The 16030-nt window shown below is 39.6% G+C and carries 12 protein-coding genes; all 12 read right to left on the bottom strand.

The features are described from left to right. Positions 1 to 17: 17 nt before the first annotated feature. Positions 18 to 1436 carry a glycoside hydrolase family 125 protein gene (locus AB3G38_RS24575; protein WP_367866328.1) on the bottom strand — a complete coding sequence of 473 codons (1419 nt, stop codon included), beginning with the start codon at positions 1434 to 1436 and terminating at the stop codon, positions 18 to 20. Positions 1437 to 1485: 49 nt separating this feature from the next. After that, a complete protein-coding gene (locus tag AB3G38_RS24570) occupies positions 1486 to 2748 on the bottom strand; it encodes a sugar MFS transporter (protein ID WP_367866327.1) in 1263 nt (420 codons plus the stop codon). Positions 2749 to 2775: 27 nt separating this feature from the next. Continuing rightward, complete coding sequence (gene nagB, locus AB3G38_RS24565) at positions 2776 to 4695, bottom strand: glucosamine-6-phosphate deaminase (RefSeq protein WP_367866326.1); 1920 nt, start codon at positions 4693 to 4695, stop codon at positions 2776 to 2778. A gap of 22 nt (positions 4696 to 4717) precedes the next feature. Continuing rightward, positions 4718 to 7408 (bottom strand): glycoside hydrolase family 2 TIM barrel-domain containing protein, encoded by a 2691-nt coding sequence (locus AB3G38_RS24560; protein WP_367866325.1) that lies wholly within the window; start codon positions 7406 to 7408, stop codon positions 4718 to 4720. A gap of 409 nt (positions 7409 to 7817) precedes the next feature. Further along, positions 7818 to 8786, bottom strand: coding sequence for a thioredoxin-disulfide reductase (gene trxB, locus AB3G38_RS24555; RefSeq protein ID WP_367866324.1), 969 nt, complete (start codon positions 8784 to 8786; stop codon positions 7818 to 7820). A gap of 121 nt (positions 8787 to 8907) precedes the next feature. Further along, positions 8908 to 9534, bottom strand: a complete 627-nt coding sequence (locus tag AB3G38_RS24550) for a toxin-antitoxin system YwqK family antitoxin (RefSeq protein WP_367866323.1) — start codon at positions 9532 to 9534, stop codon at positions 8908 to 8910. A 19-nt stretch (positions 9535 to 9553) separates the two neighbouring features. After that, complete coding sequence (locus AB3G38_RS24545; RefSeq protein WP_367866322.1) at positions 9554 to 11182, bottom strand: acyl-CoA carboxylase subunit beta; 1629 nt, start codon at positions 11180 to 11182, stop codon at positions 9554 to 9556. A gap of 103 nt (positions 11183 to 11285) precedes the next feature. Continuing rightward, on the bottom strand, positions 11286 to 11870 hold the full coding sequence (locus tag AB3G38_RS24540; protein ID WP_367866321.1) for a TIGR00730 family Rossman fold protein: 585 nt from the start codon (positions 11868 to 11870) through the stop codon (positions 11286 to 11288). Positions 11871 to 11879: 9 nt separating this feature from the next. Next, on the bottom strand, positions 11880 to 12458 hold the full coding sequence (locus AB3G38_RS24535; RefSeq protein WP_367866320.1) for a hypothetical protein: 579 nt from the start codon (positions 12456 to 12458) through the stop codon (positions 11880 to 11882). 137 nt (positions 12459 to 12595) lie between these two features. Then, complete coding sequence (locus AB3G38_RS24530; RefSeq protein WP_367866319.1) at positions 12596 to 13690, bottom strand: hypothetical protein; 1095 nt, start codon at positions 13688 to 13690, stop codon at positions 12596 to 12598. A gap of 218 nt (positions 13691 to 13908) precedes the next feature. Further along, positions 13909 to 15378: an IMP dehydrogenase gene (gene guaB, locus AB3G38_RS24525; protein WP_367866318.1), complete on the bottom strand. Its 1470-nt coding sequence runs from the start codon at positions 15376 to 15378 to the stop codon at positions 13909 to 13911. Between the two features lie 108 nt (positions 15379 to 15486). Next, the gene (locus AB3G38_RS24520; RefSeq protein ID WP_367866317.1) at positions 15487 to 15957 is read right to left on the bottom strand and encodes a GNAT family N-acetyltransferase; all 471 of its coding nucleotides are present in this window, start codon (positions 15955 to 15957) and stop codon (positions 15487 to 15489) included. Between the last annotated feature and the right edge of the window lie 73 nt (positions 15958 to 16030).

The raw sequence follows: 16030 nt of genomic DNA, 5'->3' as shown, positions 1-16030 counted from the left end.
ATTTGGTTCATTGTTAGTTAGCTCAATAAATGCGGGCGTGCTAAAAACACTTCCCATAAAAACTCGCCGAAGATCGTATTTGTCCAGGCAAACCATGGTCTTGTAAAGATTTCGGGATGGTCCTTTTTAAAAGACTCATGCATAAAACCAGTACCGGCATGCGTTTTTTTCAAGGCAGCAATACATTGTTTAATCTCTTCGTCATCTGTACTGGTCAATCCTCTGCAAATGATACTCAGCGGCCAGATCATGTCCTGCTGCTCCACGTGCGGACCTCCGATTCCTTCTATATCCTTCCCTTTATAAAAATATGGATTATGTTCTGATAGTGCAAATTTCCGGGTATTCTGATAAACAGGATCTGTTACAGGTACTGCATTCAGGTAAGGAAGAGAAAGCAAACTTGGCACATTGGAATCATCCATCAGGTTTACGTTGCCAAATCCATCCACTTCAAAAGCATAGATTTTTCCATAAACAGGGTGTTCAACAACTGCATATTTCTGAATTGCAGTTTCCACTTCTGTTGCCAAAGCACTCAGTTCAGCAGCAAAAGCTTCTTCCTTGAAAATTGCCCTGAACATTTCTGCCATTTGTTTCAAACTCACGACAGCAAAAAAGTTAGACGGGATCAGGAAAGGGAAGATCGTGGCATCATCACTTGGTCTGAACATCGAACAGATCAAACCAACTGGTTTTACCGGAAAGCCATAACCCGCCATTGGTAAACTATCTGTTGGTTTAGCGGTATCACGCTGAAAATGATATGGACCCAAACCTGTTTTACGTTGCTGCTCTTTAAAAGTTTTCAGGATCGTATGAACAGCTGTTTTCCATTCCTCATCAAACGGGGTGGCATCACCAGTCATTTTCCAGTAATTATAAGCCAGACGCATCGGATAACAAAGTGAATCTATTTCCCATTTACGTTCATGAACACCAGGCTGCATATCAGTATGGTCACCTGCCCATTCACTTTTCTGTTCTCCATCCTTGTAAAATGCATTCGCATAAGGATCCTTAATCACATAATGTGCCTGACGGTGGATAATCCCTGCAACTAACTGCTGTAGTTTTTTATCCTCTTTCATAAAGGCAAGATAAGGCCAGACCTGCGCAGAACTATCTCTGAGCCACATCGCATCAATATCTCCGGTAATCACATAAGTATCAGGCTTGCCATCTTTCATTGCAAATGAAACTGTCGTATCCAGGGTATTCGGCAAACAGTTATTAAATAACCAGCCTAACTCTTTATCCGAAACTTTCTGCTGGAATTTAAGGATAGCTTTCTCTACCGCCGGACTACTGAATTTTCTCTTGTTCAACGGTACTCTTACATTTGGATAAGCTAACTCAAATGCGCTTAAATCTTTACTCAAAAACAAACCGGCAGTCAGCAAACCTGTGCTGGTAATGAAATCTTTTCTGTTCATCTATATTTGGTGTTATTACGCCTGCCTCCAGGCAGGCGCTTATTATAATTTAATATGTTTTGCTCTTTACTTTATACCCTGCCGCTGCATAATAAAAGATAAATGCATAACAAGGAACCATGATCCAGTAAGCTTGCTGTGCATTTAACGCATCTGCAAGCGCACCATAACAAAGCGGAATGATTGCTCCCCCCGCGATACCCATAATTAATAAAGAAGAGGCTATTTTAGTAAATCTGCCCAGCCCTGAAAGCGCCAGCGGCCAGATTGCCGGCCAGACCAGTGAATTTGCCAGTCCCAGCAAAGCGATAAATAAAACTGAAGTATAGCCTGTAGTAAAAATTGAAATTACAGTCAAGACAATACCCAGTACCGCAAACCATTTCATCGCATTTTCCTGGCTGATATACCTTGGGATACAAATGATACCGATCAGATAACCGAGGATCATTCCCATTAAAGTAAAAGTGGTAAAAAACTTAGCCGTAGAAAGTGGAATACCCTGATAATGCGCATAACTGATAATGGTATCACCAGCCATTACTTCTACTCCTACATAAAGGAACACAGTCATTACACCTAACAACAAGTGAGGAAACTGAAGAATACTTGTTTTGCCGGCAGTAGCCTGTGAAACAGCTTCATCTTCCTGATCTGTATCTATTTCCGGTAAAGTTGAAAAGTAGATCAGTACAGCTAAAATAATCAGTACAATAATAATGATTACATAAGGCAGGATTACTCTTGATGCCAGCGCATTCAGTTCAGCGATTTTCTCTGCCGGGCTCATCAAAATCAGGCGGTCATGAAAACCATCGGCATCCTTTAAAGCAATTGCGCCCAAAACGATCGGTGCAATTGCACCAGCCACTTTATTACAAATCCCCATAATACTGATCCTTTTGGCTGCACTTTCAGCAGGCCCCAGTATCGTGATATAAGGATTAGAAGCTGTTTGTAATAAAGCAAGCCCTGTTCCCTGGATAAATAACCCCAGTAAAAACAAACTGTAAGTGCGGGTCAATGCTGCCGGAATAAAAACCAGTGCACCAATCCCCATGACGACAAGCCCCAAAGCCATTCCCTTTTTATAGCCCGTAACTTTAAGCACACTGGCAGATGGGATAGCCATCACGAGATAACTGATATAAAATGCGAACGCAACCAGGTAAGACTCAAAATTATTGAGCTCACAAGCGAGTTTCAAATAAGGGATCAACACTGAATTTAACCAGGTTACAAATCCGAAAATAAAGAATAGTGCACCGATTATAATAATAGGTGGCATTCCTTTTTTAGCTGTTGTTGTCATTGAATATTAGGGTTTAGGTTTAAGCAATTAAAACTTCCACTTCACAAATGCTTCCATAGCTTCATATTCAGCCAGCCCGAGTTGATCATAAGCCCTGGCAGTTTCCTGCGTACGTGCCTCTGCCCTTACCCAGAACTCTCTTGAATCTTCACCCGGAAAAACAGGCAGGTCCTTTTGCGACTGATGTTTGAAGATCGCAAGTTTTTTTCTTTCCACTTCTTGTGGTGAAAGTGGTACAGCCATTTCAATTTCATGGGTTTCAAACTCATGCCATGCTCCTCTGTATAACCACAACCAACAATCTTTTGTCCAGCTTTCAGTTTTTCTCAAACGGGTCATCGCTTCCACTAAAATATTGAAACACACTTTATGGGTACCATGCGGATCTGCAAAATCACCCGCAGCAAAAACCTGGTGCGGCTTTACTTCCTGTAACAACTCCATCGTTTGCACAATATCATCTTCAAAGCTTACCTCTTTCTGGAACTTACTTCTGTCATAAAAAGGGAGATCCATAAAATGGATACGCTCATCGATTACACCAGCAAATCTTGCCCCTGCAATAGCCTCACCTTTACGGATCAGTTTTTTGACCGTACGAATTTCTTCCGGATCAGTCTGGTTAGGTAATTTTGTACTGATAAAACTACGCATGCTATCATAAGTATCTCTTAAAGCTTTCGCATCTTCACCTTTGGACTCTGCAAAATCTATATTGAATTCCATGAAACGCAATACATCATCATCCCAAACCGCGGTATTACCTGAGGTCTGGTAAGCCACATGCACCTGATGTCCCTGATCTGCCAGGCGGATAAAAGTACCCCCCATAGAAATTACGTCATCATCCGGATGCGGAGAGAAAACGATCACCCGTTTCAATGCAGGTTCTGCACGTTCCGGACGCTGACTATCATCTGCGTTTGGTTTACCACCCGGCCAGCCAGTAATGGTATGCTGTAGTTTATTAAAAATATGAATATTGATCTGATAAACCGGGCCACGTAAAATAGCCAGTTGTGCCATACCATTATTATTATAGTTGTCTTCCGTTAACTTAAGGATAGGCTTATTTAATGTTTTTGCCAACCAGATAACTGCTTTAGTAACCTGCTCCTCAGTCCATGGGCAATCCTTAACTAACCATGGCGTATCAAAACGTGTCAGTGAAGAGGCTGCATCCTGGTCCAGAATAAATTCTACATGAGGAGATAATTGTAAATAAGTAGCTGGTACATCTGCAGACATTTCACCTTCTACTGCTTTTTTTACGATTGATGCTTTCTTTTCATTCCAGGCCATCAGGATAATTTCCTTAGCCTTGAAAATAGTACCTATACCCATAGTAATCGCTTTGGTAGGTACGTTCGCTACTCCTCCAAAATCACGGGAAGCATCTCTTCTGGTCAGTTCATCTAATGTTACTAATCTTGTTCCCGAATTAGGCGCAGATCCCGGCTCGTTAAAACCAATGTGCCCCGTTCTTCCTATCCCGAGCACTTGTAAATCAATCCCCCCGAAACCACTGATTTTCTGTTCATATTTCAAACAAAAATCCTCAATATCTTCTCTTTTCAATTCACCATCCGGAATATTTATATTTTCCCTTTTAATATCAATATGATCAAAAAGATTTTCATTCATGAAACGAACATAACTTTGATTCGATCCAGGTTTCATCGGATAATATTCATCCAGATTAAAAGTCACCACATTGCTGAAGCTAAGTCCTTCTTCTTTATGCAGGCGGATCAGCTCTTTATATACTTTCACAGGAGTGGCTCCGGTAGCAAGGCCTAAAACAGCCTGTTCTCCTTTTTCCTGTTTTGACAGAATAAGAGATGAAATTCTTTTTGCCACTTCAATACTTGCAGTTTGTTCATCAGTGTAGACACTGACCGGCAATTTTTCGTATCTCGTCTCTTCTAATAAATTTAATCTTGACATTTTATATTTGTGAGGTTTGGTTCTAGGGATTAATCTGGATGGTTTGTTCCTGTCCAACATAGTTGGTTAAAGTGATCATTGGCAGTGAAACACCTTTTTCAGGCTGATAATCTATAATGATCTTTTTGTCTGCCCCCGGAAGGATAGAGAAATAGTTATCATCATAAAATACCGGTAAAACTCTTTTTTTAGTTTGTGCATTCACCAGGGAGACTCTGTTGAAGAAACTGACAGGGCCATTGGCCGGGTTGCTTAAAGAAACTTCAATCTGTCCGCTTTTCAACTGTTTTGCAGTCATTTTAAGGGCAGAACCTTTCAGTGAATTTAGTCCCGAATAACCGCCTTTACTATCAGCTAACCAGTATAAGTTATTACTCAATAAGTTTTTATTTTCATCTGACAACTGTAAAGAAAGAAAGGAACCCTTTTTTGCTGAAAGCTCATCTACGATCTTTTTAACTGACATAACTTTTTTAGTACTTGCCGGATCAAGGAAACAGAATACCCTGGTTAAAGAGGTCTCTTTTCCATCCATATCAAATACCCTGGCATCCAGCATGATGTTTTGTCTGCCCTTAAAGCCATTGTTAACGACCATCAGCATTCCATCTACAGGATTATACATTGCATGTAAAGGCTCACTTCCAGAACGTAAACCAAATAAACAAGCATTAGGATCCAGGTAATAATCATACATCTGTCCACGCATGGAAGTCCATGGATTCTGTGTTTTCCAGATAATTACACCAGTATACCATTCCCACATATGAGAACTGAAGCCTTCCATTAAGCCTCTGTACTGATCATAGTTGACCAATTGTGCCTTCTTGGCAAAATCAGCAATATCAGCAGGTTTACCATAAGGCAGAATATGCTGCTCATAACCTACTCCCAGATAATTGTGATAATCCCATACAGAATCCACTTTTTCAGATGGGCCTTTTGCTTCACGCTTTTCCGGAGCTACATAAACAGGAGCGATTAAATTAGCCTTGGGAATAAATCTTTCCAGAGACTCCAGATCACCAACTCCAACAGAACCTACTTCAGAATTGAATGGGAAAGTCCGGTCTTTCCAGAAAGTACTTACCTCCTGAATCGTATAAGGCCCGTCACCATTTCCACCAATCGTATTCAGTGACATACTGTCTGAATTCGAATAGTCAATAAACCAGCGCGTACCATCCAGTTTTGGTAAAATTGAATCACGTAACGGAATCAGAATATCATCTGGCGGAGTAATTTCATTTCCTCCGCACCAAATCGCTAATGAAGCATGGTTACGTACCATTTTAATCATATCAGTAGCCGATTCAAGGAATAAATGATGGTCATCCGGATATTTTCTGCGTTTCCATTGATCTTCCAGTTTCATTGGATCTTCCCATCTCCCATTGCAATCTCCCGACATCCAGAAATCCTGTAAAACCAGCATTCCGTATTTATCACAAGCCTGATAAAACTCAGGACGTTCAATCAAAGCACCACCCCAGATCCTGATCAGATTCAGGTTCATATCGCGGTGATATCTGATTTCCGTATCATACCTGGCATCCGTAAAACGAAGCATCGCATCAGAAATGATCCAGTTACCTCCTTTAATAAATATCTTTTGTCCGTTGACCAAAACCTCTTTGCTCTTAGTGGTCACATTCCATTCTGTCTGAATCTCTCTGATTCCTACATTGACCGTCTGACTATCACAAAGTTTGGTTCCCTTTTCTAAAAAGCTGATTTTTAAAGCATATAGATCTTGTTTACCATAACCAGCAGGCCACCATAACTTAGGATTTACAAAGCTTAATTCCGGAAGGCTGATTTCATTCGTACTGTTAGGTTTCAGCGTAACCGATTTGCTGACCTTCTGCCCTCCCATCGTGTAAACCAGGTTTCCCGTTACGGGTTTGCCAGTTGTATTTTTAAGTTCAGCAGAAACTTTAATAATTGCAGGCTGCTGTTGTCCTGAAGCCTCACGTTTTCCAGGTACAAGAGTAACTACATGCGGATTATCCAGGCTTACACCACCAGTTCTTTCAATATATACTTTATCCCAGATTCCGGTATTTCTATCTCTGATCGGACGAATCCAGTCCCATCCGGCAGTATACTGATGTGCTACTCCTTTTGCAATCGTTCCATCACCACCTTGTCCGCCGTTCGGGTTACCTACTTCATCAGGAGGGTAAACAATTACAGCCAGTCTGTTTATTCCGCTTTTTGAAAGCAATGCAGTAATGTTAAACGTTTTCCTCAGGTACATTCCTTTGAAAGGTTTATCATTTACTTTTTTACCATTCAGAAAGATATCACAACTATAGTTAATTCCTCTGAATTTCAACCATACCTGGCCATCAGCTCCGGGAATTGCTTCCTTAAAATCTTTAGAGAACCAGTAAGTATAATAATCCCTTCCTGTATCATAAATATCAGGAATCAGTTTATTATTCATTCCAAAAAAAGGATCCGGTACCTCTTTATTTTCCAGCATAGTGGTCAGTACTGTTCCAGGAACTACAGCTTTTTTCCAGCCTGACAAAGAGAAGCTAGCATTAGAAATTTCAGTACCCTTTGCTTTTACTTGAGTAGATGGCATACATAGCCAGCCCGAATTGAGTTCATATTGATCTTGAGCTGATGACTGATTGAATGTTGCCATGACCATCAGCAAAGAAAACAGCATTTTGAGCAATCGGAATTTGGTGGTTTTAGACATTACGAATTTGTGTATTTATTTGGGTTTTTAAAATAATGGTATAAATATGTTCAATTTTTTTGACAGGATGAAAGATTGCTATTAAACAAGGAGTCGTATAGCAGAAAGAACGTAACCAGACAGAAGATCATTCAAAAAATGAAGAAGCTGGTCATTAAAAGAATTTCATTTTATATTAACAGTAACTTAAGTACCTTAATACCCTAAAAATTATTTAAAAATCTAACATCAAATAATATGTTAAATCGGTTTAGCTTATTAATTGATGAAATTATAATAAAATATGGAGAATACAAAACCGTGTAATATGATTATAGCAATTAATCAATCCCATTTCTTCACACAAATTTAGTTTTAATGCAAAAAGCCCCGTCAGTAAAACTAACGGGGCTCCATATCCTATTGTATTTTAAGAAACAGCTTTCACTTCATGTTCTTTAGCAGCAAGATAACGCTCTGCATCCAATGCTGCCATACAGCCTGAACCCGCAGCAGTTACTGCCTGACGGTAGTAATGATCCTGTACATCACCAGCTGCAAAAACACCTTCAATATTTGTTTTTGTAGTACCAGGAATAGTTTTCAGATAACCAGTATCATCCATATCCAACCAGCCTTTAAAAATGTCAGTATTTGGTTTATGACCGATAGCCACAAAGAATCCCTCTACTTCCAGATCTTTTTCTTCACCAGTTTTGTTATTTAAAATCTTCAGACCAGTTACATTTTTACCATTTCCTAAAACCTCTTTAGCTTCAGAATTATAGATTACTTCAATATTAGGCGTATTTAATACACGGTGAACCATTGCTTTAGAAGCTCTGAATTCATCACGACGTACCAGCATATATACTTTCTTACATAATTTAGCCAGATAAGTTGCTTCTTCTGCTGCAGTATCTCCTGCACCAACAATAGCCACATCCTGATTTTTGAAGAAGAAACCATCACATACCGCACAAGCCGAAACTCCAAAACCATTGTAATGCTGCTCACTAGGTAAGCCCAGCCATTTCGCAGTAGCACCAGTAGAGATAATGACTGTATCAGCAGTAATTGTTTTAATCTCATCTACCACAACCTGATGTGGTGTAGCTGAAAAATCTACTGAACTTACATAACCAAAACGGATATCTGCACCAAAACGTTCTGCTTGCTTGCGGAAATCTTCCATCATTTCAGGGCCCATGATGCCATTAGGATAACCTGGGAAATTGTCAACATCAGTAGTCTGCGTCAATTGTCCTCCAGCTTCCATTCCGGTATACAACACTGGTTTCAAATCTGCTCTGGCAGCATAAATTGCAGCAGTATAACCTGCTGGACCCGAACCTATGATCAGACACTGAACGTGTTCTATTTCTTGAGAAGTATTCATCTATTTATTTATTAATATTTTCTATTATAGCTATACACCTGTACAACTACAGATGATCTTATATTCTTTTTAATGTACAAAATTAAGATTTAAAGCGGGATGCGCAAAAGATTAAAAACGGCTAATTTGTCTTTGTGCGCTCTGCCTGCTTTTCGCGGAGTTTTTTACCTTTTAAAGTAGAAACCAGCTGATCATTGACATATTCATTTTCCTGTTTACCGTCACTAAGCGTCCAGGTGCCTTCTTTTTTTCCATTAGTATACAAACCAGAAACCTGCTCCACACCTCTGCTGTCAAAAGCTTTATAAGGTCCATGGATAATACCCTGCGAAAAAGTAATGATCTGTTTCATTTTTCCGTCCGGATAAAAAGTAATCCAGCGGCCATCACGTCTTCCATTCTGATAAGAACCAATCAGTTCAATATATCTTTCCTTTCCGTTGATCTCAAAGCCGTCATTCCGATTGTTATTTTCGGGCGTAATCCAGCTGTAATAAACGAATTTACCTACAGGTATTTCCATATCATCATCCCTGAAAGAACCAGAAGCTAATAGTACACCGCTAAAATCATACTTTTTAAAAGTATAGACGCTGTCTCCGCTGATTTTACCCAGCACACCATAAGTTACTGCCTGAGTAGAGTCCAGCGTAAGCTGATCCTTATCATCAAGTAAAACCTTTTTGATCTGGGCATAAGTACTAAATCCCGCGAACAGCAGAAAAAAACAAACAAGTATCCGTTTCATTGTAACACAAAGTTAGGGACTAGGTCTGGATAATTCCAACATTGAATTGTCTTTTTATTGGCGACTGATTCGCCGCTTCAATTCCCATAGAAATCACCTTACGTGTTTCCAGTGGATTAATAATTCCATCTACCCATAACCTGGAAGCTGCATAAAAAGGAGTCGTCTGGCTATCATAACGGTCAGTAATCTCTTTCAGCAATTCAGCTTCCTTCTCCGGAGTAATTGTTTCCCCCTTCGATTTAAGTGAAGCGGCCTGAATTTGTAACAAAGTCTTTGCAGCCTGAGAACCACCCATGACAGCAATTTTGGCACTTGGCCATGCATAAATCAATCGTGGATCATAGGCCTTACCGCACATTGCATAATTACCAGCACCATAAGAATTACCAATAACAATCGTGAATTTAGGGACCACTGAATTAGCTACCGCGTTCACCATTTTTGCACCATCCTTAATAATCCCGCCTTGCTCCGATCTGCTGCCCACCATAAAACCAGTCACATCCTGTAAAAAAACCAAAGGAATTTTCTTCTGGTTACAATTCATAATGAAACGCGCCGCTTTATCAGCACTGTCAGAATAGATTACACCGCCAAACTGCATTTCGCCTTTTTTAGACTTGACGACTTTACGCTGATTGGCGACAATACCAACAGCCCAGCCATCTACCCTGCCTAAACCACAAATAATACTCTGACCATATTCTTTTTTATATTCTTCAAATTCCGAATTGTCTACCAGGCGGTAAATGATTTCGTGCATATCATATTGTTTCTCTCTGTTTTCAGGCAGGATTCCAAATATATCTTCAGGATTTAATTTCGGTTCCTGAGGCTTCACACGGCTAAAACCAGCCGATTGAGGTTCCCCAAGCATACTCATCATATTACGGATACTATCCAGCGCAGCCTGGTCATTCGGTTGTTTGTAATCTGTAACGCCAGATATTTCGCAATGTGTGGTTGCTCCACCCAATGTTTCATTGTCAACCTCTTCACCAATTGCAGACTTTACCAGATAAGAGCCCGCAAGAAAAACAGAACCAGTTCCCTCCACAATCATAGCTTCATCACTCATGATCGGCAAGTATGCCCCACCGGCAACACAAGAACCCATGATTGCTGAAATCTGTACAATTCCGTCAGCAGACATCATTGCATTATTCCTGAACATTCTTCCAAAGTGTTCCTTATCAGGAAATATTTCGTCCTGCATCGGCAGATAAACCCCGGCACTATCTACCAGGTAGATCACCGGAAGTCTGTTTTCCATCGCAATTTCCTGCGCACGAAGATTTTTCTTGGCAGTCATTGGAAACCACGCCCCCGCTTTCACAGTAGCATCATTGGCGACAATCATACACTGACGTCCCGATACATAACCAATCCCACAAATTACTCCGGCAGACGGACAGCCTCCCTGTTCTGCGTACATACCGTCCGCAGCAAAGGCCCCTATCTCTAAAAATTCTGTTTCTTTATCGATCAGGTAAGCTACTCTTTCCCTGGCCAGCATTTTACCTTTTTCTTTTTGCTTCGCCGCACTCTTTTCTCCCCCTCCAGCAAATATTTTCTTCAGCTTTGTTTTAAGTTCATATACCAGCTGCTTATTAATATCTTCGTTTTTGTTAAATTCGATGTTCATTCGGGCAAGATAAGCCATTCTACCAAATTATAGAAAGAGAAATACAAATTTTACAAGATAAAATCACTCTTATTGTCAATAAGACACATTATATATTGGGTGATCAGCTCAGATTTCTATCCTCAAACCATACCGAATCAGGTGTCGCTTTAAAGTCCATCATTTTTTGTATTAACTCCACTGGCTCAGTCGCATCAATGACCAGCTTTCTGTTATTTGGTGTCAACAATTTATGCGCAACCATCACATCCAGTTGTGCAAATAGATGATCATAAAAACCACCAACATTCAATACACCAATGGCTTTATTATGCAAACCTAACTGTAACCAGGTCAACACTTCAAAAAACTCTTCCAGAGTCCCGAAGCCACCAGGCAGAATAATAAATCCATCCGAAAGATCGGCCATTTTTTGCTTCCGCTGATGCATGTTCTCCGTAACAATCAGTTCAGTAACCTCCAGATTCCCAACCTCTTTATCCAGCAAGAACTGCGGAATTACTCCTGTCACCAATCCTTTACGGTTTAATACTTCTTCCGAAATAATTCCCATTATTCCAACACTGCCACCACCGTAAATCAAACGGATGTCCTGGTCTGCAAATGCCTGCGCCAGGTTCTCTACAGCTGTTCTTAAAACCGGATCCCCGTTAAAATTAGCCCCGCAATAAACACAAATCGATTTCATTCAAAAATATTATTTAGTATCAGTTTTAGACTTTTTAGTATTTGCAATAAATGCATCTCTTAAATTTTCCAGATCAGCAACCAACTGTGCTTTAATAGCCTGGAAATCAAAATCTAAAGTATTGAAAGAATAATTTTTAAAAGTAAGTTTATAACTTAAAACCAATGGCCCTAACTCATAAGTTGATTCTTTAACAGCCTCTTCCAATTCCAAACCATTCTCAGTGAAGGTGATATTTTCAATCAGGTTATTCAAAATCTGTTTTTTATCTTCTCGATGTCCTTCCCTGTCATAAACAAAAGTAAATAAAGCCTCAGCGTAATTTCTGATCGAATCCATAATAGACAGGTTCTCTGATATCGCTTTTTTCAATTCTTTCTTGATTTTAGCACGTATTTCATTACGCCCTTCAAATCCTGCTGCCTCATCCTCAACCAATAATTCCGACTGATAACTTTTTAAGGCTTCAATGCCAAGGAATGATAATTTAACACCATCTTCCGATTCTTCCAAAAAAGCAGGAGCTGCTATTTGATCAAAATCAGTTATATAAACACCCGCAACAGGTACTTCAATTTCTATTCTCATCAGATTCTATGCTATATATAGTATAATAAAAAATCACTTCAATCCTTTTTATAAAAAAGCACCGAAATGATTTTAAACAATTTCAAAGCGGATAAATTATCTCATTCCACCCCTCAGATCGCAAATATACTGATATATTATTTTACAAAGACAGAAAGTGCTGTAGCTCCCCCTCTCTCTGAATTGATTTCCTGGACAAAAAACAGGTTTTTCCATGTTTTAGCTGTCCCACCTTCATTAACAACAACATAGACATCACTGTCATTTACAAATACAGAATTTGCTGTAATCATTCCTATCTTTTCATATGAACCAGATACTAAGTTAGCGGCTATCTTATTTCTCCACAATTTAGCTGTGCAGGTAATACCGTCATTTTCGTAACCTGCAACATAAACATCGCTGCCATTTACAAAAAGAGAGTTGCCGATAGCTTGCGTTGTGCCATCAGTTAAGTTATCAGTCACCCCATTTTTCCATATTTTAACTACAGATTTTGATAAAGGCGTTGAGCCTATACCTTGATTTCCGGGAAGATTACCATCTTCTGGATTTATATTCTCTTCACTGCTTACATAAACGTCAGTTCCACTTACAAAAACAGCTTTGGCAACAGCATGTTTTGTTCCATCGCTTAACCTGACAGCAACCCCATTTTTCCATAAGGTAGCAACAGTTTTACGGCCTTCCAGGAATTCATAACCTGCTGCATAAACATCGTTACCGTTCACATAAACTGAGTAAGCTCTTGAAAACTTTGGCCCGCTTGCCAGTTTAACAGCTACTCCGTTTTTCCAGACCACAGCAAATCCGTGATCAAAACCAGCTACATAAACATCAGTACCGCTTACAAAAATTGAATAGGCACCGGAATAAAGCTCGCTGCTCAGTACTGTAGCGACACCATTTTTCCACAATACGGTTTTAAGACCATCTTTCCCTGTAACGTAAACGTCATTAGTCTCACTCACATAAACAGAATAAGCCTGTGCTAAATTAGTTGTTCCATCAGTCAGCTCAGTTGCAACCCCATTTTTCCATAAGGTAGCTACCGGAACCAGTTTACTATTATACCGCCAGCCAGCTACATAAATATTTGTAATTTTTGAAGGGTCTGGCTTAACTACCGGAGGAAGCGTTGGGGCGACTACCTCATCCTTAGATTTAGAGCAAGAGGTAATCAAGGCAAATAAGCCAATTGTAAAAATTAATTTTAAATTTTTAATTTCCATATCGTTTCATGCTGAACAAGATAATCAGTTCACCAAAATAAAAATTAATTAACATAAAAGCACAATTAATTTATACTATATGAAATAACAATTCTGATACATTGCTAAATTGAAACCTGAATCGTCTGCTTAATATAATATATGCTGTATAAAAAAAGCATGCTATGAATATACCCATAGCATGCTTTTAATCCTAAAACGCGGAGCTTTTTAATGGCCTAACGTGAATAGTTTGGAGCCTCTTTAGTGATAGAAATATCATGCGGATGACTTTCTCTCATTCCAGCTGCTGTTATTCTTACAAACTTAGCCTGTTGAAGCTCTTCAATAGTTGCAGCACCACAATAGTGCATTCCTGCTCTCAGGCCACCAACATATTGATAAATCACTTCAGCTAAAGTACCTTTATAAGGAACACGGCCAACAATACCTTCAGGAACAAGTTTAGTGACTACATCTTCTTCATCCTGAAAATAACGGTCTTTAGAACCATGCTGCATCGCTTCTACAGATCCCATACCCCGGTAAGACTTGAATTTACGTCCTTCATATATAATCGTCTCGCCCGGTGATTCCTCTACTCCTGCAAATAAAGAACCAGCCATGATTGAACTTGCACCAGCTGCAATTGCTTTAACGATATCTCCCGTTTGTTTGATACCACCATCAGCAATAACAGGGATTCCTGTACCTTCTAAAGCCTTTGCACATTCATAAACTGCATATAACTGAGGTACTCCCACACCTGCTATGATCCTTGTTGTACAGATTGAACCAGGCCCTATACCAACTTTAACAGCATCAGCACCTGCCTCAGCAAGTGCCAGAGCAGCGTCAGCAGTCGCAATATTACCAGCAATCACCTGTAAATCAGGGAAACGGGCTTTAATTGCTTTAACCATATCAATTACACCTTTTGAATGTCCGTGTGCAGTATCCACAGTAACTACGTCTACACCAGCTTTAACCAGCGCAGCAACGCGGTCAATATTATCAGCGGCAACACCAACAGCAGCACCAACCCGAAGGCGGCCACGTTCATCTTTACAAGCTTTAGGGTAATTTTTATATTTCTGAATATCTTTAAAGGTGATTAAACCCGCAAGATGACCTTCTTTATTGATAACCGGTAATTTTTCGATTTTATAGTCCTGAAGAATTTCTTCAGCCTGAATCAGTGTAGTTCCTTCAGCAGCAGTAATCAGATTTTCAGAAGTCATTACTTCAGAAACCGGGCGTTGCATATCTTTCTGGAAACGAAGGTCGCGATTGGTAATAATACCAACCAGTTTATTGTTATTGTCAATAACAGGTATACCACCTATTTTATATTTCGTCATGATCTGGAATGCATCTGCAATAATAGCATCAGCACGAAGTGTTACCGGATCTTGTATCATTCCGCTTTCTGAACGTTTAACCTTGCTAACTTCTTCAGCCTGGCGTTCAATACTCATATTTTTGTGCAGCATACCAATACCACCAGCCTGAGCAATTGCAATTGCCAATCCTGATTCAGTAACGGTATCCATTGCAGCAGAAACTACAGGTACATTAATACGTATTTTTTTTGTTAAATAACTTCCGGTGTTTACATCACGTGGAAGGACTTCGGAGTAGGCTGGAACTAATAATACGTCATCGTATGTTAGTCCTTCGGCAATAAATTTTTGGGGATCGAGTTGCATGGCAAATAATTAGGAGTTATTACTTGCCGGGCAAATCTACATAAATTATCTGGAACCAGAAACATTTCTCTCCAAAAAACGAGTATTGAAGAGAAATTGACAATTAAATCAGCTCTCTGAACCCCCTTCAGGTTCACAATGCTGTCTCAACTGCTTAGGCCCTTGTGGCCAGATATAAGAAGTTGTTTGTTTTTTCCAACCTAACTTCTGATAAAAATCACCTTTGCCCGGAGCTGCTGTTAAATTCACAAAATGATAATTATCAAGCTGTCCATTCAGCATATTGATAATCTTTTTTCCTAAACCATTTCCCTGGAAATCAGGATCAACAACAATATCTGCCATCAGTGCATAATAACGTCCATCCCCTACTACCCTTCCAAAAGCGATTATCTGATCTTCATGGTAAACAAACAAAGTCCAGGTGCTTTTTCTGAAGGCAGATTCGATCTCCGGCTCTACCCTTGTTCTCCAGTCAATCTTATAGAAAAGTGCACAAACATAAGTCCAGTCAACTGTAGACAAATCATGGTTCAGCTTATATACGAAACTGTTAATATCGATTTTTTTTAGCGTCATAAATCTATTTTACAATCATTACAAAAGGAATGAAATGATCTTTACCGGGCACAAATATGAGCAAATATTTCAG

The sequence above is a fragment of the Pedobacter sp. WC2423 genome (assembly GCF_040822065.1).
Lineage (GTDB): Bacteria > Bacteroidota > Bacteroidia > Sphingobacteriales > Sphingobacteriaceae > Pedobacter.
This window is presented reverse-complemented; position numbering and strand designations above follow the sequence as displayed.